The 18,049-nt window shown below is 67.6% G+C and carries 20 protein-coding genes and 1 pseudogene; 14 read left to right on the plus strand and 7 right to left on the minus strand.

The genetic code is table 11. The features are described 5' to 3' along the window. Positions 1–100 precede the first annotated feature (100 nt). Positions 101–1,042: an NAD-dependent epimerase/dehydratase family protein gene (locus tag ACWESM_RS20380; RefSeq protein WP_364438889.1), complete on the plus strand. Its 942-nt coding sequence runs from the start codon at positions 101–103 to the stop codon at positions 1,040–1,042. Between the two features lie 446 nt (positions 1,043–1,488). Next, positions 1,489–1,932, plus strand: coding sequence for a nuclear transport factor 2 family protein (locus ACWESM_RS20385; protein WP_397279957.1), 444 nt, complete (start codon positions 1,489–1,491; stop codon positions 1,930–1,932). A 20-nt stretch (positions 1,933–1,952) separates the two neighbouring features. Here ACWESM_RS20385 and ACWESM_RS20390 read toward each other — a convergent pair whose 3' ends face one another. Both ACWESM_RS20390 and ACWESM_RS20395 read right to left on the minus strand, forming a co-directional pair. Further along, positions 1,953–3,350, minus strand: a complete 1,398-nt coding sequence (locus tag ACWESM_RS20390; protein WP_452493094.1) for a hypothetical protein — start codon at positions 3,348–3,350, stop codon at positions 1,953–1,955. A gap of 147 nt (positions 3,351–3,497) precedes the next feature. Further along, positions 3,498–4,169: a serine protease gene (locus ACWESM_RS20395; RefSeq protein WP_452493095.1), complete on the minus strand. Its 672-nt coding sequence runs from the start codon at positions 4,167–4,169 to the stop codon at positions 3,498–3,500. Between the two features lie 301 nt (positions 4,170–4,470). Here ACWESM_RS20395 and ACWESM_RS20400 point away from each other — a divergent pair, with 301 nt between their 5' ends. Further along, positions 4,471–5,049, plus strand: coding sequence for a hemerythrin domain-containing protein (locus ACWESM_RS20400; RefSeq protein ID WP_355075075.1), 579 nt, complete (start codon positions 4,471–4,473; stop codon positions 5,047–5,049). 240 nt (positions 5,050–5,289) lie between these two features. Next, positions 5,290–6,339, plus strand: a complete 1,050-nt coding sequence (locus ACWESM_RS20405; protein ID WP_364438901.1) for an FAD-dependent oxidoreductase — start codon at positions 5,290–5,292, stop codon at positions 6,337–6,339. 61 nt (positions 6,340–6,400) lie between these two features. Here the strand turns inward: ACWESM_RS20405 and ACWESM_RS20410 are convergent, their stop codons facing one another. From ACWESM_RS20410 to ACWESM_RS20420, 3 genes are all read right to left on the minus strand, one after another. Beyond that, complete coding sequence (locus ACWESM_RS20410) at positions 6,401–7,045, minus strand: TetR/AcrR family transcriptional regulator (RefSeq protein ID WP_355075079.1); 645 nt, start codon at positions 7,043–7,045, stop codon at positions 6,401–6,403. Beyond that, positions 7,042–8,019, minus strand: coding sequence for an NADP-dependent oxidoreductase (locus tag ACWESM_RS20415; RefSeq protein ID WP_452493097.1), 978 nt, complete (start codon positions 8,017–8,019; stop codon positions 7,042–7,044). Before ACWESM_RS20415 ends, ACWESM_RS20410 begins: the two co-directional genes overlap by 4 nt. A 208-nt stretch (positions 8,020–8,227) precedes the next feature. After that, complete coding sequence (locus tag ACWESM_RS20420; protein ID WP_452493099.1) at positions 8,228–8,911, minus strand: PAS and ANTAR domain-containing protein; 684 nt, start codon at positions 8,909–8,911, stop codon at positions 8,228–8,230. Positions 8,912–9,256: 345 nt separating this feature from the next. Between ACWESM_RS20420 and ACWESM_RS20425 the strand changes: the two genes are divergently transcribed. Continuing rightward, complete coding sequence (locus ACWESM_RS20425; RefSeq protein WP_364438913.1) at positions 9,257–9,952, plus strand: type 1 glutamine amidotransferase domain-containing protein; 696 nt, start codon at positions 9,257–9,259, stop codon at positions 9,950–9,952. A 99-nt stretch (positions 9,953–10,051) separates the two neighbouring features. On the opposite strand, the pseudogene ACWESM_RS20430 reads toward ACWESM_RS20425, so the two are convergent. Together ACWESM_RS20430 and ACWESM_RS20435 are read right to left on the minus strand one after the other, a co-directional pair. Next, positions 10,052–11,119, minus strand: a pseudogene (locus ACWESM_RS20430) (glycerophosphodiester phosphodiesterase family protein). After that, positions 11,119–11,271: a hypothetical protein gene (locus tag ACWESM_RS20435; protein WP_397282391.1), complete on the minus strand. Its 153-nt coding sequence runs from the start codon at positions 11,269–11,271 to the stop codon at positions 11,119–11,121. Before ACWESM_RS20435 ends, ACWESM_RS20430 begins: the two are co-directional and overlap by 1 nt. 112 nt (positions 11,272–11,383) lie before the next feature. Here ACWESM_RS20435 and ACWESM_RS20440 point away from each other — a divergent pair, with 112 nt between their 5' ends. From ACWESM_RS20440 to ACWESM_RS20480, 9 genes are all read left to right on the plus strand, one after another. After that, positions 11,384–12,022, plus strand: coding sequence for an SgcJ/EcaC family oxidoreductase (locus ACWESM_RS20440; protein ID WP_452493102.1), 639 nt, complete (start codon positions 11,384–11,386; stop codon positions 12,020–12,022). A gap of 8 nt (positions 12,023–12,030) precedes the next feature. Next, complete coding sequence (locus ACWESM_RS20445) at positions 12,031–12,738, plus strand: SDR family NAD(P)-dependent oxidoreductase (RefSeq protein WP_452493104.1); 708 nt, start codon at positions 12,031–12,033, stop codon at positions 12,736–12,738. A gap of 11 nt (positions 12,739–12,749) precedes the next feature. Further along, on the plus strand, positions 12,750–13,193 hold the full coding sequence (locus ACWESM_RS20450) for an SgcJ/EcaC family oxidoreductase (RefSeq protein WP_452493106.1): 444 nt from the start codon (positions 12,750–12,752) through the stop codon (positions 13,191–13,193). Beyond that, positions 13,193–13,663 (plus strand): NAD(P)-dependent oxidoreductase, encoded by a 471-nt coding sequence (locus tag ACWESM_RS20455; RefSeq protein ID WP_452493108.1) that lies wholly within the window; start codon positions 13,193–13,195, stop codon positions 13,661–13,663. Before ACWESM_RS20450 ends, ACWESM_RS20455 begins: the two co-directional genes overlap by 1 nt. Beyond that, the gene (locus ACWESM_RS20460; protein ID WP_452493110.1) at positions 13,603–13,815 is read left to right on the plus strand and encodes an NAD(P)H-binding protein; all 213 of its coding nucleotides are present in this window, start codon (positions 13,603–13,605) and stop codon (positions 13,813–13,815) included. Before ACWESM_RS20455 ends, ACWESM_RS20460 begins: the two co-directional genes overlap by 61 nt. A 338-nt stretch (positions 13,816–14,153) precedes the next feature. Next, complete coding sequence (locus tag ACWESM_RS20465) at positions 14,154–15,107, plus strand: DNA polymerase domain-containing protein (RefSeq protein WP_452493112.1); 954 nt, start codon at positions 14,154–14,156, stop codon at positions 15,105–15,107. Positions 15,108–15,300: 193 nt separating this feature from the next. Next, positions 15,301–15,777, plus strand: a complete 477-nt coding sequence (locus ACWESM_RS20470) for a MarR family transcriptional regulator (RefSeq protein WP_452493114.1) — start codon at positions 15,301–15,303, stop codon at positions 15,775–15,777. Positions 15,778–15,863: 86 nt separating this feature from the next. Next, a complete protein-coding gene (locus tag ACWESM_RS20475; RefSeq protein ID WP_452493115.1) occupies positions 15,864–16,862 on the plus strand; it encodes an acyl-CoA dehydrogenase family protein in 999 nt (332 codons plus the stop codon). Next, complete coding sequence (locus ACWESM_RS20480; RefSeq protein WP_452493117.1) at positions 16,846–18,021, plus strand: acyl-CoA dehydrogenase family protein; 1,176 nt, start codon at positions 16,846–16,848, stop codon at positions 18,019–18,021. The genes ACWESM_RS20475 and ACWESM_RS20480 overlap by 17 nt, the downstream gene beginning before the upstream one ends. Positions 18,022–18,049 lie beyond the last annotated feature (28 nt).

The raw sequence follows: 18,049 nt of genomic DNA on the forward strand, positions 1-18,049 counted from the left end.
GGTGAACAGTGCTCTTGACTTCACGCATTGTTCTGACTTACGGTGAAGCCGCATTGAGAACACTGTTCTCTAAACGGAACGCTCGACAGGATGGATTGCCATGGTTCTGCACGTTGTCATCGGAGCCGGCCCGGTGGGCGCGACCACCGCCGCGTTGCTCGCCGCACGCGGCGCCCAGGTGCGCGTGATAACCCGGCGCGGCGTCGGCCCGGATCATCCGCTGATCGAGCGCGTCGCCGCCGACGCCACCGACTCGGCGGCATTGATCGGGCATTGTGCGGGCGCGGAGGTGATCTTCCAGTGCGCGCAGCCTCCGTATCACCGCTGGGCGAGCGACTTTCCGCCCCTGGCCGCCGCCGTGTTGCAGGCGGCGGAGGCTACCGGCGCCGCGCTGCTGAGCGTCGGAAACCTCTACGGCTACGGTCAGGTCGACGGTCCGATCAGCGAACAGCACCCGCTGCGTCCCAACAGCGTGAAAGGGCGCGTGCGCGCGGAGCTCTGGACCGAGGCGCTGGCGGCGCACGAAGCGGGCCGCGTCCGCACCGCCGAAGTACGCGGATCGGACTACCTCGGCGCCGGAGCGACGTCGGCGTTCACCGTCGCGGCGCTGCCCGCCGTGCTGGCCGGCCGCCGGGTGCTGTTCCCCGCCGATCCGGACGCCGCGCACAGCTGGACCGATGTCACCGACACCGCACGTACTCTCGTCGCGGTCGCCCACGACGAAAACGCTTGGGGCCGCGCTTGGCACACGCCCACCGCGCCGCCGATGTCCCTTCGCGAACTCGCCGGGCTCGCGGCGACGGTCGCGGACGCGCCGCCCGCGCGGGTGAGCCGGATGCCCGCCGCGGTGCTCTGGGTCGGAGGGCTCTTCGATCCCAACGCCCGCGAGATGCGCGAACTGCGGTATCAGTTCGATCGTCCGTTCATGATCGACTCCTCGGCCGCGACCGCGGCCTTCGGCATCGAGCCGACGCCCACCGCGGAATCACTGCGCGCCACGATCGCCGCCCTTCGCGACGAGGCGTCCGCATCCATCGACTGACGTCCGGCGGACGATTCGTGGGGAGGGGGCCCCGAACGCGTCGTGGCGGACGAAGGCCAGGCGCTCGCTCGGATCCGAGGAGTCATGAGCGGACCGGGCGCCGCGCCGCTACCGGCTGTCGGGAAGCGACCTCGTGCGACCCACAGGATGATTTCGACCTAGCTGCCGGGAACCACGGCCGTCACTCAGGGTCGCGGCCGCCGCGCGAAAGTAGATCTCGGTAGTCGCGCTCGCCGTCGGCGTGCTCATGCCCACTCCTCGGGTAGTCCCTCGATCAGCCGCGATGGGGTGTCCGACGCTACCCGGACGGCGTCGGCCGGGTAGCGTCGACAACCTCGCCTATGACGAGAGACACCGGGGGAGAGGTAACACAACCGATCCCCGGTCTATCATGATGGCTGATTCCCGCCAGCGCGGGCGGGGTGGCGGTGACGAGGATCGTGCGCATGACAGCTGATGTGATGAGCACCCTGAGGGCCTTCTACGCGTCGGAGGCGGCGTATCTGACCGACGGGTCCGGGTTCGAGGAAATGGCCCGGCATCTGGCGCCGGATGTGGTCATGCGCCAGGCGTCGAGCCTGCCCTATGGCGGCGATTGGCATGGACACGACGGATTCCGGAGATTCCTCGCCGCGATGCGAGAGAGCTGGGACGGCTTGTGGTTCGACGAGCAGCATTTCCTCGACGACGAGGCCAGCGTCGTGGTCTACAGCCGGGGTCGTCTACGTGCGCGGCGCACCGGACGGATACTGGAAACCTCACTGCTGCAATGGATCAGCTTTCGAGACGGCCTGATCACCGAATTCCGGCCCTACTATCACGACACTTCGGCGGTCCTGGCCGCCCTGACCGAAGGGCCGTCGGCCGCGCAGCCTCCGTCGGCCGATTGACCGATCCCCTGGCCGAACGGCTAATACCACTTACCCGGATAAGAACCATTCGGGCTGTGGTACAGGACTCCGGTCTCGTAGCAGATGAATTCACCGCGGGTGTCGAAGCAGGTCGCATAGTTGTTCGAGACTTTGCCCGAGATCACCAGGATCCAGTCGCCGATGACATCCATCGGGCGCTGATGCCATCCGCTCGCGACTTTGTTCAGTGTCGTGAGGTCTATGACGGGGCTGTCATCGGCGTTTTGGATGTAGAGATACTTGCCGGCGAGGTAGACGTGCTGGAACCCGAGGCCGGCGGCGTCGTTACCTGACTTCTGGACGACGAACGTCTTCTTGTTCATGTCGTAGACGTTCAGATAGGCGCTGTCGCTGCCTCCCCGCCCATACGCGAGCAATAGGTTTCCGCTGCGTTGGAACGACTGCGCGAAGGGCGCGATCGGTCCGACGAGCGCGGCGGCAGCCGAATCGAAGTAGAAGAGGTGGTAGTCGGGCCGACCGGCCTGTGCGACGAAAAAGCCGTTGTCCGCTGTCGTATGCGGTGAATCGATGGCCGTTCCGCCCGCGAGGCCGATGCCATCGAACCGCGCGATCTCGGAGCCGTCCTTCGCGCTGTTGAATACGATTCTCTGGCCGCTCTGCGTCCCCAACTCCCTTGCGAGACTCCGACCGTTGTAGCGGTCGCTGTAGAGCTGGCCTTCGTCGAGCTGCCAGGCAACGGCGAGCGTATCGAGGTCGAATCCGACGACGCGCGAACGAACTCGGACGATGAAACCGTATTCTGTCGGGGCCAGCACCGAGAACTTGTCGAGTGCGAGGTCTGCGGGCCAAGGCGCCTGAGCGACAGGTGCTCGATCGTTCACTCCGAACGCTTCGATCCTGGTCGAGTACTTTTCGGCATCCAGACCCGAAGCAGGTGTGCGAACCGAGACTATGTACACGACGCGCACATTTCGAGGCGTACCCATCACCGTGCAGAAGTGGTTGACGAGTTGCTCGGGCGCTTTGAGAATCGGTTGGGGGATCGGCTTGTTCGTGCCGGTCAGCGGATCGAACACCTGGCCGCCGCGGGTGAATTTGTCACCGGCATCGGGAGTGCAGCCCGAGAACACCGTCCCCGGACCGCGCATGCGGTTGTCGCCTTGCAGGAGTGGCACCGTCTCCGGTGGCGGCGCGGCGCTCGACGCCGGTGCGCCGGGGGTTCTGGCGGTTGCGGTCGTTGTCGCGGCGGCCGCCGATCTGGTTGCCGGACCCGGCGAATCGTCGGATGTGGCGCAACCGGCGATCACGACCGCGGCGGCCAGGACGACAGCACCCAAGATTCGTTGCACACACTGACCCATTTCCAACCCCAGACCGTGGACGCACCCGTTCGACCGGGCGTCGGCGGTAGCCTTCACGATCGGTCGATTCGACACCGACCCGAATGTAGAGCATGCGCACCGCATCTGAATGTCAGCTGTTCGACCGATATTCCGGAACCGGAGGCGGGAGAAACGCTGTATTCGGGTCGCTACTGCGATGCCGAAGTTCGCTCGACCCGCGTGCTGGTCACACTGCTGGGATCAGATGGGACGGAATCCGGCGCCGACGTCGTCGCGGGAGTCGATGTCGGCGAGGATGGCGTTGATGTCGGTTCCCACCTCGGGCCCGAGACACCCCATGCCCCAGTAGGCGTTGACCATGCCGACCAGGGTCGAACCGATCACCACCGGCGCGCCGGAATCGCCCTTGAGCACACACATTTGGGTCCAGGTGTCGCTGCCGCGGCCCATCATGTCGCCCCAGGCGACACCGCAGGTTCGGCCGGTCGTGCGGCCCTTCTTGCACACCACGTCGGGAAATCGCGCGGGTGCGCCGAGGCCGTCGATGGCGAAACCACCGACGTCGCGGGCTGGAGCGACCCGCGTGTCATCGAATTGGATGATCGCGTAGTCCAGTTCGTGATCGGCGTAGACGAACCGCCCCAGCACCCCATAGCTGGGATAGGTCACCGACGCCACCTGCGCCCCGGGCTCGCCGCAATGCCCCGCCGTCAAACCGACCAGCCTGCCGGCCGCGTCGTAGCCGATGGCGGTGAGCGTGCACTCGGCCAGGTCATCGATCACGATCCCCGATCCACCGCCGATCGGCGGCAACGGCAACTGCGGTACACCGGCCGCCGCACCGGCTCCGACGGAAACCGGGCCGCACACCAGCGCGGCCGCGGAAATCACCTTCATCAGCGAACGAGACACCGTTCCTCCCACCGAGCCGAGCGAACCTCACCACCACCGAGCTACCCACACCTACCACGCGGAAACGGAGGATCGGTCGCAACGCTGTCGCTCCCGAGGTTCGGTCAGCCGTTTCACGGCGAGGCACTTTGTCGTTGATGCTCGCGATCGGGTATCCATGCGGGTTCCGCGGCGGAATGTGAGCGTCGGGCCGCGGCTCGGTAGTACGTTGTCGTCAGGTTCCCATGGACGTTCCGGCTGCCCGCGCGGCAGTCGGTCGTCGAGTCCAATGCTTACTCGAACGCGGCGTCAGGGAGGAAATGTGGACATTACCGAGCTGATTCTCGATGACCATCACGAGCAGCGGCGGCTGTTCGCGATCCTGGAGCAGATCGATCGCGGGGAAACCGCCGCGCTGTCCGCGATCTGGGACAGACTGGCGGCCTTCCTCGAGCTGCACGCGCAGGCCGAGGAGGAGATCTTCTATCCCGAGCTGCTCCAGGCAGGGATCGCGGCCCGGCGCGCGAGCGGGACGGAGGACGAGACACTCGACGCCATCCACGACCACAACGAGATCAGGGACGCGGTCGCCGAAGTAGCGCGACACCAGGTCGGCACCGACGATTGGTACGCGGCCGTAGCTGCGGCGAACCTGGCCAACAGCGACCATATGGCCGAGGAAGAACGTGAGGGGCTCACCGACTTCCGCCGCCTGGCCGGGTTGGCGCGCCGCCACCAACTCGCCGTCGCCTTCGCCGCCTACGAAGCGAGCAATTACGCCGGCGTCGAGCCCGTAGACAAAGACCCTCTCGGCTATGTCCGCGCGGCGGAGGCGACACTGCGCACCGGGGCGAGTGGATCGCTCAGTGTCGGCAGCCTGAAGCGAATTCCACCGAGCTGAGCACCGTCGATGCGATGGGGGAGCGCATGTGTCGACCCGTGCCCACTCGGATTCTGTTGCCACGAAGAGCTTTTGGACTGGGTGGCCCGCTCTGCCATCGTGAGACGTGCTCTGCGGAGGCGCCATCCCGCGCTCGGTCGATCAGTCCTCGGCGAAGGTTCGGCCGAGCATGGCAATCTGGATGAGTGCCCCTCCCAGCGGGTGGCCGTCGGCACGACAACGCTAGGAGATCGCAGTTACATGGTCAGTGTTATCGGTGGTGGGATCGCGGGTAGTTGCCTGGCCGGTGGTCTCGCGCGGAAAGGTCGTCAGGTAACGGTCTACGAGCAGCAGCGCCCCGGTCCCGGAGCCGGGGCGTTTCTGTTCATCGATGGGCGCGGGCACGACGCGATGGAGGCGATGGGCGTCGATCGTTCGGCGCTGCACGCGGTTTCGTATCCGCTGGCGGGGCTCGACTATGAAGACAGTCGCGGTCGGCGCAGCGAAATGCCCAGTCGCGGTCATCGCTTCTGGTTGCGCCGCAACCTCATGGGTGTGTTGTCGGAGTTCGTCGCCGGCTCCGGCGCGGAGCTGCGCTACGGCGAGCCGATCACCGAGGTGACCTCGGGTGACGACGGCCACGAGATCCGGCGCGGCGCGGACGTCGTCGCCGCCGAGGGACTGGTGGTCGGCGCCGACGGTATCGACTCCGTGGTCCGCGCGGGCCTGGAACCCGGCCGCATCCCGGTCTACGCCGGTGACGTCGTGCTGTACGGGATGACCGGCACGCCATTGGATTCCCCGCCGGCCACCGCACCCGCGGTCCTGCACTTCTTCGCCGAGGTCGCCGAAGACGGCAGTGCCGGCAGTACTTTCGGGCACATCTGGCGCCCAGAGGATCCGGCGGCTCTGTGGTTCGTGCGGATCCCGCGCGAACCCCTCCCCGCTTCCCGCGACGATATCGGGATGCGGCCGACCGGTGAATGGGCCGAAACCATCTTGGCCGCAACGCCTTCCATCGAGGCGCTGGTGTCGGATTTACTGTCGCACACGGAACTGTTGCACGTCAGCAACGCCCGCGACGTTCCCCTGGACGGAGCGCGCGCGCCTCAGGATTCGGTGCTCCTGATCGGTGACGCCGACCACGCCATCACTCCGGCCGCCGGAGTCGGCGCACGTGACGCGCTCGAGGACGCACGCGCGGTGTTCGAGGCGATCGTCGGCGCCGGCTCACCCGCCGAAGCGATGACGCAGCGCCGCAAGCAGATCATCACCGATCGCGAGGCAGCCCAGCGGGCCCGACGGCGATGATCCGGCATTCGGTCCGCCGCGGTGCGGTCGCTCAGCAGCCTTGCCCACAGTGGCGCTGCACTCAGCGACCGAGATTCGCCGCCAGTATCGCGTCGAGGAGCGCGGGGAGTCGCCGCCCGGGGCCCGCGCTGGAGAACAGGCCCGAGGTGGTGAATGTGCCGACGATCCCCAACTGGAGCTGGTCGGCGAAGGAATCGGGGTCGGGCACGGCAAGGCGTCGACCAAGCCTGCGAAGGCGCATGCCCAGTTCCCGCTCGTGCTGGAGACAGCGGTCACGGATCTCGTCATGGCTCTCGGAGAATTCGGCCGCCGTGTTGACGAAGGCGCAGCCTCGGTATCCAGGTGATGCCGCCATGTCGGTCATCCACGTGATCTGGGTCCGCAGCTCTGCCTCGGCATCGTCGGCGAACTGCTTCGCCACCTCGTCCCACCGTGCCCACAGTTGCTGGTCGATTCGGTCGAGAACCGCGAGGATGAGCGCGTCTTTGGTGGGGAACCACCGGTAGAGGCTGGCTTTGGCGATGCCGGCGCGGCGCACGACCTCATCCACACCGACGGCATGCACACCGTTGTCGTAGAAGAGTTGACAGGCGATGTCGAGCACCGCTTCTCGAAGCGCCGGCCCACGCAGCCGGGGGGCGCGTGAACCGGCGGTGCCCTGTTGCCGGGGCGGGGCTGCCGGCGTCCCGGTTCGCTGGGTGGTCATTCCGCCGAGTCCGGCATCACGATGACGGCCTTGCCGATGCCGGATCGGCTGGTCACCCACTGCTGTGCCCGACTCGCCTCCGCGAGGCCGAAGGTCGCTCCGATGTGCACGCGCAAGGAACCGGCTTCCGCGAGTTCGGATAAGGCTCTCAGGCCTACGGGATCCGGGTCGACCAAGCAGGACACCGCGTCGATCCCACGCGCATCAGCCTCAGCCCGGTAGTCCGGGACTGCCCAACCCAAGGCGAGCGCAGCGCAGCCGCCCGGGGCGATCCGGTCGAACAGCCGTAGGGCCAGATCGCCGCCTACGACATCGCACAAGGCGTCGGCCATGTCGATGGCGGCCACCGCCGCGGCGTCCCGATAGTCCACGCAGTCGTCGGCGCCCCATGAGGTGACCAGCGAGTGGTGCTCGGGCCGAGCGAGCGCGATCACTTCCGCATCGAGCGCGCGAGCGATCTGCACGGCGAGGTGTCCGACACCGCCGGAGGCGCCGTCGATCAGGACACGCTTGCCCCGCTCCACCTTCGCCGCTCGGAGCATCTGCCAGGCGGTCAGCCCGCACAACGGCAGCGCGGCCGCCTCCATCATGGTGAGGCCTGCCGGAGCGCGCACCACGTGGTGTGCGGGCGCCGTCACGTACTCCGCGTAAGCCCCGGCCGGATGGGGGAACCGGGCCAAGCCGAAGACCGGGTCGCCGACTCGGTGCCGCGCCACGCCGTACCCGACCGCATCGACGGTTCCCGCCACGTCCCAGCCCGGGATGAGCGGAAGTGTCATCGACTGGACGTAGCCGTTCCCGCGACCGGTGTGCATGTCGACGGGGTTGACGCTCGTCGCCGCGACCTTGATCCGTACCTCCCCGGGGAGCGGAACCGGCCGGGGCAGTTCGCCCACGGCGAGCGGCGCGCCGAATTCGATGTGATGGGCGGCCAGCATCGTGGCAGGCGCCTCTTCGGCGGCTCCGATGATCATGCGCCCGCTCCGCGCCCGAGCAGGTCCTCTGCCGTCGATTCCGTAGCCATGAAGGACTCCCATCCGCCGTGCTTAAAGAGACAGATCTGTCTCGTTAAAAGATAGAGACAGATCTGTCTTGTTGGCAATGGGCACGGCCCAATCCACCCACACGGGAGCGGGGGCCGATGATCCGTTCGGCAGCGACCGGACCCCGCACACCGGTCGGTCAGTCCGAGACGGAATCCGTGGACGTGACCCGTCGGTGCAGGGTCAGCAGGAGATGATCGAAGCGGGTGCGCTGCTGAACCAGCGCACCACCCATCGCGACGACGTCGGCGACGAGCTGCTCGGCCAGCGCGCGGATCTTGATGTTGGTCTCCTGCGAGCGCCACCGCAGGACCCGGAACGCCTGATCGGCGTTGACGCCGTAGACGAACATCACGACGCCCTTGGCCTGTTCGATCACCGCGCGCGCGTCGATCACGTCCGGCAGCAGGTCGTCGAGGGCTTCCTGCCGGTTGTCTTCGAGCGTCTCGGTGACATCGATGAGGTAACCGGAGGAACCCACCACGGCGCCCTGCTCGTCGAACAGCTGGTCGCCGATGACGATCACGTCGTGCGTCTCGTTCTCGGTGTCGATGATCCGGTGACGCGTGCAGAACGGCGACGCGGTCTCGATGGCCTCGGCGAGCGTCTGGGCGACGCGCTCGCGGTCGTCGGGGTGCAGGTGGCGTTGCAGAAGTTCGGTGGACGGCTCGGCTTCTCCCGGTGCGTACCCGTAAATCGTGGCGGCGTCGTCCGACCATTCCCACCGCTGGTCGGCGAACCAGAAACTAAAGCTGCCGATATCGGGGCAACCACCGAGCATCTTGCGTGCAGTCTCCTGCTCGCACTGACCTATCTCCGTCACCGGTCCAGTATGGCGCGTAAACAAGTCCAGGTCAGGCGGGAGGGGCGGTGCTGCGTGACCGACCGGTGACCGGCTCGTGACTGCGCATCGCCCGGCCCAAGGAAAAAGTGAAACGGGAACGGCCGCGAATCGAAGTCGTCTGCGAAGATCCATTGAGAAACCGATGTCTGAAATCGGTCTTCTTATTGGTATTCCATGGTTGCCGAAGGCTAGCGTCGACAGTGTCGTCGCTGACGATCCAGACGCGTGGGATCGATACCTCCAGGTGCCACGTGGACCAGCGCGACGGGACTCGATGACGCGAACCCCGACCGAGCGGGTTCCGGACGACGGAGACAACACACCATGTCGAAGATCCTTTTCGTGATGACGGGAGTCGACCACTGGACGCTGGCCGACGGGACGAAGCACCCGACCGGCTTCTGGGCCGAGGAATTCGTGGTGCCCTTCGAAAGGCTGAAAGGGGCGGGACACGAGATCGTGGTGGCCACGCCCGGCGGCGTCGTACCGAGCGTGGACAAAGGCAGCCTCGCGCCCGAGGCCAACGACGGTCAGGAGACCGCAGACCATCGAGCGCGGGTGATCGCCACGAGCGCCGAGCTGAACAACCCCGTCGACCTGGCGAAGGTGGACCTCGCCGACTACGCGGCGGTGTTCTACCCCGGCGGGCACGGGCCGATGGAAGATCTCGCGGTCGACGCCGACTCCGGTCGGCTGCTCGCCACCATCCTGACCTCCGGCAAGCCGCTGGCGGTCGTGTGCCATGCGCCCGCGGCTCTGCTCGCCGCCAAGGGTGAAGATGGCGCGAACCTGTTCGCGGGCTATGCCTTGACCGGGTTCACCAATGCCGAAGAGGCCCAAGCGGGCTTCGCGGACAAGGCCCGATGGTTGTTGCAGGACCGGCTCGTCGAGATCGGCGCCGACTTCCGGGAGGCCGATCCGTGGGCGCCGAATGTGGTGGTGGACCGCACGCTGATCACCGGCCAGAATCCGGCTTCCTCCGCAGGAGTGGCGGACGAACTGCTGAGAACTCTCGGTTGATCACGGGACCCGTCTACCCGATCGCGGAAAGGTGAGCGGTGGCCGCGTCGCCGTCCCGATCGGGGCAGTCCGCATGCCAGGTCGGCCGCGCGGGATCGCTCAGGATCGGTGGTATGCCGGTGGTAGGCGGTACCCGCGGTCGGACAGCAGTGTGCGGAGTACGTCCGGGCGATTCGTGATGAGACCGTCCACCCCGAGGTCGAGCAGAGCGGTCATGGTGGGCTGGTCATCGACCGTCCATGGCACCACCCGCATGCCGCGGCGATGTGCGGCGCGGACGAGTTCGGGCGTGGTGAACGGCCGGTAGCCGGGGTCGGTGACGGTGCCGTCCTGCGGAGTGCCGTGCACCGGCGAGATCGCGGCCGCGCCGATGGCCGCCGCGGCCGCGACGTACTTCTCCTGCAACGATCCCGGAAAGTCGTCGATATCCATACCACCCAGCCACGGTGAGCCACCGGGCTCTCCGGCTTGCAATTTCGGCCGGCCGTCGGTCAACGCGACGGTCGGCAGCTCGGGGGCCACCTCCCGCAGGCGCGTCAAGGCGCCGAAGTCGAAACTCTAGACAGTGACCTGCCGCCCGATGCCCGCCCGGCGGATCTCCGCCACGACGACGTCCACGAACTGCTCGCGCGGCGCGGTCTGTTCCGGGGCGGCGGCCTCGACCTTGGTCTCGATGTTCAGCATCACCTGATCGGCGCCATACGCGCGCACCAGATCGAATACCTCGGCCAGCAACGGCATTCGCGCTCCCGGCGTCCTGCGCTGCTCCGGGTGATCCGCGGACGGCACCGAACCGCAATCGATCGTCCGCACCTGAGCCAGCGTCAGGTCCCGGATGTAGGTGGTCCCCGGCACATACGGGAACTTCGGGTCGCCCGCGACGGCCGGCGCCGTGTCCACGCACTTCGCCGGACTCGGATCGCGATCGTGGGTGACCACCGCGTATCCGTCCGCGGTGATCTGCACGTCCAGCTCCAGCGTGCTCACCCCGAGTTCCAACGCGTTCGCGAACGCGGGCAGCGTATTCTCCGCCACCAGCCCCGCCCCACCTCGATGGGCTTGCAGATCGAACGCGGCCGGACCATCGGCCGCCACCGGTCCCGCCGCCGTCAGCGCACCGCCCGCCACGAGCCCCGCTACCACACCGGCTGCGCACATCCGCCGCATCACTTCATCGTGCCGCTCTGCGACCGCTCCGGGGGTGAAGAAGCGATGAACGGACAGGCAACCGCCGAGGCGCACTCGGCCTCGACGAGACCGGGCCTGCGCACGTTGCCGCCCCAGAGTGGATAGGGCAGCGCGGTCGGGATCGGCCTCATGCGGACGTATTGACAAGGCTGAGGCATCTTCTCTAATCTCTTCTCTAACGAAGAAACTGCACCAAAGATGAAACATCTTGTAAGCAGTAAATGCTGTGGGAAGGATTTCACCATGACGTCGGCTATCGCAGGGACCGAACCGACTACCTCGCGCAGTCCGCGACGACGCACCGTGGTCCGAGCCGTGGGGGTCGCCGCGCTGACGCTCGGCGTCGTCGGCGGAGGCGGGTACCTGTGGCTGGACCGGACCTCGGATGTCCGCAGTGCCGGCGTCATGGAGTGCACGCGGGTCGTCGCCGATGGTGGCAACGCCGACGAACTGCGGGCTGTGTGCGGGACCATCGCCGCCATGACGGCGGCCTGGGGCCGCAACGACGCCGACGCGTTCGGCGCGACCTTCACCGAAAATGCCACCTACACCACCTTTCTGGGCACCCACTACGTGGGCCGCCGCGATCTGACCGAGGCGCACCGGGCCCTGTTCTCGGGATTCCTGAAGGGCACCGAACTCGCCGACTCCTTTCTCGGAGTGCGCTTCTACGGTGCCGACGTGGCGATCGTCACCAGCCGAGGTGACCGCTACGAAGGCGATCGCCCGGCGGAGTTGTCCAAGACGCAGACTTACACGTTGGTGCGCGAAGCCGACAGCCAGTGGCGGATCGCCAGTTTCCACAACACCAAGCGGCAGCCGGTCATGGAGCGCATCTCGTTCCTGTTCGACCCGGCGACGAAGCCGGAGGCCGAACGGTGAGAGCGTTGGTGACCGGCGCCAGTGCCGGGATCGGACGCGCATTCGCGAAATCGCTGGCAGCGCAGGGCTATTCGGTGACCGTCGTGGCGCGCGGGATCGAAGCGCTGGAGATGTTGCTCGCCGAACTCGGTGACGGACACGACTATCTCGCCGCCGACCTCGGCACCGAAGAGGGACTGCGGGCGGTCGCGGAACGGCTTCGCGGCGGTGGTTACACGCTGCTGGTCAACAATGCCGGGACCGCCGCGCACGGCGATTTCACCGAGGTTGCGCTCGAAGCGTCGATCGCCACGTTGGAGGTGAACTGCCGGGCGGTGGTCGTGCTGGCCCACGCCTTCCTCGGTGCGGCCGCTCCCGGCGGCGTCCTGGTGAACGTGTCCTCCACGCTCGGGCACATACCGAAGCCGGGCCTCGCCGTCTACAGCGCTACCAAGGCGTTCGTCACGGCCTTGTCCGAAACGCTGTGGCACGAACAGCGAGCACGCGGCGTACGGGTGCTGGCTCTGTGCCCCGGCGTCACCGCCACCGCCTCGCAAACCGCCACCGACGTACCGCCCTGGCTGGTCCAGACACCCGAGCAGGTGGTGGACCGTGCGCGAAAAGCTCTGTCCCGCGGGTCCGGTTCCGTCGTACTCACCAGCCCGTTCAACCAGGCACTCATCGCCGTATCGCGGCTGTTCCCCCGCCGGGCCGCCCTGGCCCTGCTGGCCGACTGAAGGAGATCGAAATGACCACCAGCACCGACACCGCCGCCATCCGCGCCCTCATCGAGCGCAGCAGGCAAGCGTGGGATCGCGGCGACGGCGCCGCCTACGGCGCCTGCTTCACCGACGACGCCACGGACATCACCTACGTCGGCACCGTCTACCACGGCGGTGCGGAGATCGGCCGGGTCCACCAAGCGCTGTTCGACAGCTTCCTGAAGGGCACGCGTCTGACCGTGGACATCGTCGAAATCCGTTGCTACGGACCGGATGCCGCCGTGGTCGTGACCCGCGGCGAATCCTCGAAGCGGCAGCCGGGCAAGCTCGGCAAACTCGCGACCTACACCGTCGTCCGCGACACCGACGGACAGTGGCGCATCGCGGCCGTGCAGAAGACCCAGCGCAAGCCGCTGATGGAGGCCGTGTCCTTCTTGACCCAGTCCGCCACCCGGCCCGCGGCGCGCTGATGGCGGCCATCGCGGTCCTGGGCGCCACCGGCCGAACGGGGCGGATGGTGGTCGACCGGGCGCTGGCACGAGGACATCGCGTCACCGCGATCGTCCGCCCGGCCACTACCGCGGCGCCCACGCTCGGGTCGACCGTGGTGACGGCCGACCCGTGTGCCGCGGGAGCGTTGACCGGCTTGCTCGACGGGTACGACGCGGTGATCTCCGCGCTCGGCGCGACCGGGCGCGGCCCCGCCACCGTCTACTCCGCAGCCACCGCCGAGATCATCGCCGCCATGCGTCCGGGCGGGCGACTGCTGGTGATCTCCTCGGCGGCGCTGGACGTCCCGGCGGACGCGGGGCCGGGCGCCAGAGTCCTCGCCGCCGTCCTGGGAGGGTTATGCGGCACACTTACTCGGATATGGCGCGCATGGAACACCTACTCGCGCAGAGTGATCTGCGCTGGACCTCCGTCCGCCCCACGGGATTGACCGATGCGCAGGCCGACGGCAGCCCGCGAGTCTCGGTGGGAGCGAAAGGTAAGGTCGGTCCCCGCACTTCGCGCGCCGACCTCGCCGACTATCTCCTCGACGCCATCGACGACCCGCACACCTACCGGTCCGTTGTCGCTGTCTCGTCCTGATCGCGACCAACGCGGCGAGCTGTTGGTCGAGGCTTGAGCGTCGTGGTTGGCACCACCCCCGTCGAGCGCACTCCCAACGGTGTGGCGTGCAGACTGGCCCGGGAAGTCCACGACGACATCCTGTCCCGCAGTGGAAAGATCTGGCCCGCCGACCCCGCGGGTGGGGACCAACCGTTGCTCCCCACTCTCGACGGATGGCGTGGCGCAGGCGGCTTGGTACCGTACGGGCAGGTCGACGCGGCGAAGGATCCTGATCCGAGCCTCGACGGTGTGGTCCGATGGTGGCTGCCCGACACCCCGGTGATCGACCGGCGCACGGTGGTAGGGAGAGTGGAGCGATGGCGGGAGGCGAGCTGCGTCACGGGGTCGAATTGTCCAATCTCGATCAGCCGTTGTTCGACGAGGCCGAGGCGAGCAAAAGGGATCTGGTGGACTATCTGGAGTTCGCCGGGGAACGGTTACTGGGAGTGTTGCGCGGACGGCCGCTGTCGGTGGTACGGGTGCGGCCGGGGCAGGAGCCGTTCATGCAGAAAAACCTCCCGAAGTACACGCCGGAGTGGGTGGCGCGGACGAAGGTCTGGGCGGAGAGTTCGCGGCGGGAGATCACCTACGCGCTTTGTGACCACCTGCGGACCCTGATCTGGTTCGGTAATCAGCGGGCGGTCGAATACCACCCGACCCTGTTCCTCGCGGAATCCGCACCGGAACCCACACATCTTGTGCTCGATCTCGATCCCGCACCGGGACAGACTTTCGCCGACGCCGTGGCAGGCGCCCGGCTGATCCGGGAAGCGCTGACTGCGGACGGGCTGTCCGGAGCAGTGAAGACGAGCGGTTCCAGAGGATTGCACGTGTTCGTGCCGGTGGTCCCGGGGACCGATGTCGAGGACGCGGCCGCGGCGACGCGGGCCGTGGCGGCGCGAGCCGAGCGGATCGATCCTTCGGTCGGCACGACAGCGTTCATCCGGGAAGACCGCCACGGCAAGGTCTTTCTCGACGCCACCCGTGCGGGTGGCGCCACCGTGGCCGCCGCCTACAGTCCGCGTATCCGTCCGGGTGTCACCGTGTCGTTCCCGCTGCGCTGGTCGGACCTCGACGAGGTGACGCCATCCGATTTCACTGTGCGGACCGTGCCGGACCTGCTCGGTGACGACGATCCGTGGCAGGCGGAGATGCCTGCCCCGCAGCATCTTCCTCCGGATCTGATCGAGGAGGGACACACGATTCCAGTGGCCCGGGTTCAGGCCATGCACGAGGGTAAGCGACGTGCCAGGGCGCGGCGGGGCCAGTGATCGGTGCGGGATCGCCCGTGCCCGCCCACATCGTGCGGCGGATGTGCCGCCGACCAGCTGATCCCGCCGAATGAACCGGATGTGACCACGTCGGTGTGTCGGGGTGTACGGACTCCGTCCATTGTCAGAGATGCAAGCTATTCTCGAATCAAGAGAATCTCGATCTCGGAGAGGTTCAGGCGGAGGAGTGGCCGTGTCGGCACCGAACGTGCGCGAGGAAGCCCTGGGCCTATTGCGCGAAGAGTTGCGCAAGCATGCCACCCAGACGGTGGTGTTCCATTCGGCGGTCGCAGCACGTCTCGGCATCACGGTCACCGATCTCAGCGCACTGAACTTGCTGAGCATGCTGGGGCCGCTCACCCCGGGGCAACTGGCCGACCGGCTCGGCGTCACGCGCGGCGGCGCGATCACCACGGTCGTCGACCGGCTGGAGCGGGCGGGATACGTGCGACGGCGTCGCGATGTGGAAGACCGGCGGCGAGTGCGGGTCGAACTCGTCGCGGTGCGGGCCGAGGTGGCGGTGGCCCCGCTCTCCGGGGAACTCGCCGCGCTCGACGGTGGTCTGCCGCAAGATGACGCGACACTGCTGGCGCTGCTGACGTTCGTCCGCGACGTCAACGCGGCGCTTGTTCGCGCGACCGGCCGAGTCTCCGACGCGCACGCCGTCTGAACCTGGACCGAATTGCCACTTTCCAAAATGAGAATGCTATTCTCAGATCGGTGCACGCGATGCTGTGACCGGGAAAGAGGGCTGAGATGCTGTTCGAGTTCGACGCCGACCAGCGACTATTGCGCGAGACGGCGCGTGAGGTCACGGCGAAGCAGTGCCCACCCGCCCTGATCCGTGACATCGTCGACAAGGACCTCGAACCCGGCTCGCTGTGGCAGACCTACGTCGACATCGGCTGGACGGAACTGACGGATCCGGCGCTGAGCGTCGAATTGGCCATCGTGCTCGAAGAGCTGGGCCACGCCACCGATCCGACTCCTTTCCTGGCGTCGATGTCGCAATTCGCGCCCTTGGTCCCGGATGTGGATCGGATCGAACAGCCTTGCACCGCAGTGCATTCCGGTGTGCTAGCCAGACGGGACGGCTCGGGATGGCGGTTGGATGGCACCGCGCGCAACGTGCTCGACGGCGACCGCGCGGAGCGTTTCGCCGTGGTCACCGATGCCGGTGTGTTCGTCGTGCCCGCCGCGGCGGTGACCGCGCGCCGTACACCGGTCTTCGATCCGGTGCTGCACGTCGCGGAGGTCCGGTTCGCCGATGCGCGGGTCACCGACGCCGACCGCAGCGAGGTCGATCCGGCGCGGGCTCGTCAGCACGCGCTCACCGGGCTCGCGCTGACCACCGTCGGCGCCTGTCAGCGCGTTCTCGATCTGGCTTTGGACCATGTGCGCGGCCGCCGTCAATTCGACGCGATCATCGGATCGTTCCAAGCGGTGCAGCACAAGGCGGCCGATATGCACATCGCGATCGAGCGCGCCCGCGCGCTGGGATACTTCGCCGCGCTGTGTCTGGCCGCGGACGACCCGCGGCGGCGGATGGCGGCGGCCATGGCCAAGGCCGCCGCGGGGGAGTGTCAGGCGCTGGTCTTCCGGCACGGTCTCCAGCTGTTCGGCGCCATGGGTTTCACCTGGGAGAACGACCTACAGTTCGCGCTCAAGCGGGCCAAGGCCGGCGAGCTGATGCTCGGCGGCGCGGCCGAGCACCGGGCGCTGATCGCCGAGGAGTACCGTGCAGCTCACCTTTGATCCGGACGTCGAAGCGTTCCGCGCCGAGTTCGTCGCCTTTCTCACCGAACATCTGCCGACCGAAGCCGAGGCAGCGGAGCGCTCCCGCTCCAGCGCGCACGTGCCGGAATGGGCACGGCGCTGGCAGCGCCTGCTGTTCGACAACGGCTGGTTGCTCCCGGCGAATCCGCCGGAGTTCGGTGGGCGCAACGCGACGGTGTTGCAGCAGTACGTGCATCTGGAGGAGTTGTCCAAGCGGCGGATCTACCACAGCTTCAATCCGCAGGGCGTCGGGATCGTCGCGGCCTCGCTGTTGTCGTTCGGCACCGAGGAACAGAAGGGCCGCTGGGCGGTGCCGATCCTGCGGGCCGAGATCACCGCGGCGCTCGGCATGAGCGAGCCGGGCGCGGGATCGGACCTGGCCTCGCTGCGCACCAGGGCGGTGCGCGACGGGGACGAATTCGTGGTGGACGGCCAGAAGGTGTGGACTTCCGGTGCGCACGACGCCGACGTCCTGCTGACCTTCGTCCGCACCGATCCCACGGCCCCGAAGCACCGGGGAATCAGTGTCCTGCTGATCCCGACCGATACACCCGGGGTGACGCGACGGCCGTTCCCTTCGGTGTGCTCGCCGGAGGACCTGGATTTCAACGAGGTCTACTTCGAAGGCGTCCGCGTGCCCGCGGAGAACCTGGTCGGTGCGCCGAACCGCGGCTGGTCGGTGGCCACCGGCTCGCTCGGCCACGAACGCACGCTGTTGTGGCTGGGATACGCCGATCGGCTGGAAGATCTACTCGGGGACTTCCGGCCCCGGACGGTGCTCGACCGCGACGCCTACGCGAAGCTCGTCATGGACGCGCACGCGCTGCGGTTGCTCGGGTCGGCCGCCTTGGCGCGGGAGGCGCGGGGCGAGCAGGACGTGCCAGCCCTTTCGATTCTCAAGGTGCTCGGTTCGGAGGCGGTGCAATCGGCGTCGGAACAGGCGCTGAACGCCGTGGGGGTGGACGGGCTCGCCCACCCCGTGATGAGTTCGCGCCCGAATCCCCTGAATCTGGACCACTTCTCCGCGGGCTGGTTCGAGCGCTACATCCGGAGTTTCGCGGGCACCATCGCCGGTGGCACCTCGGAGATCCAGCGCACGATCATCGCCGAGCGAGTGCTCGGCCTGCCCCGCGGTTGAGGCGCGAAGACGTTGCCGCGCCGGTGCT

The organism is Nocardia sp. NPDC003999, from assembly GCF_053604885.1.

What these genes read in the sequence shown, in the direction of transcription:
- ACWESM_RS20415 (WP_452493097.1), bottom strand. Translation starts at nt 8,019, where the DNA reads ATGATCATCGGAGCCGCCGAAGAGGCGCCTGCCACGATGCTGGCCGCC.
- ACWESM_RS20380 (WP_364438889.1), top strand. Translation starts at nt 101, where the DNA reads ATGGTTCTGCACGTTGTCATCGGAGCCGGCCCGGTGGGCGCGACCACC.
- ACWESM_RS20425 (WP_364438913.1), top strand. Translation starts at nt 9,257, where the DNA reads ATGTCGAAGATCCTTTTCGTGATGACGGGAGTCGACCACTGGACGCTG.
- ACWESM_RS20435 (WP_397282391.1), bottom strand. Translation starts at nt 11,271, where the DNA reads ATGAGGCCGATCCCGACCGCGCTGCCCTATCCACTCTGGGGCGGCAAC.
- ACWESM_RS20410 (WP_355075079.1), bottom strand. Translation starts at nt 7,045, where the DNA reads ATGACCACCCAGCGAACCGGGACGCCGGCAGCCCCGCCCCGGCAACAG.
- ACWESM_RS20475 (WP_452493115.1), top strand. Translation starts at nt 15,864, where the DNA reads ATGCTGTTCGAGTTCGACGCCGACCAGCGACTATTGCGCGAGACGGCG.
- ACWESM_RS20450 (WP_452493106.1), top strand. Translation starts at nt 12,750, where the DNA reads ATGACCACCAGCACCGACACCGCCGCCATCCGCGCCCTCATCGAGCGC.
- ACWESM_RS20385 (WP_397279957.1), top strand. Translation starts at nt 1,489, where the DNA reads ATGACAGCTGATGTGATGAGCACCCTGAGGGCCTTCTACGCGTCGGAG.
- ACWESM_RS20465 (WP_452493112.1), top strand. Translation starts at nt 14,154, where the DNA reads ATGGCGGGAGGCGAGCTGCGTCACGGGGTCGAATTGTCCAATCTCGAT.
- ACWESM_RS20460 (WP_452493110.1), top strand. Translation starts at nt 13,603, where the DNA reads ATGGAACACCTACTCGCGCAGAGTGATCTGCGCTGGACCTCCGTCCGC.
- ACWESM_RS20455 (WP_452493108.1), top strand. Translation starts at nt 13,193, where the DNA reads ATGGCGGCCATCGCGGTCCTGGGCGCCACCGGCCGAACGGGGCGGATG.
- ACWESM_RS20440 (WP_452493102.1), top strand. Translation starts at nt 11,384, where the DNA reads ATGACGTCGGCTATCGCAGGGACCGAACCGACTACCTCGCGCAGTCCG.
- ACWESM_RS20405 (WP_364438901.1), top strand. Translation starts at nt 5,290, where the DNA reads ATGGTCAGTGTTATCGGTGGTGGGATCGCGGGTAGTTGCCTGGCCGGT.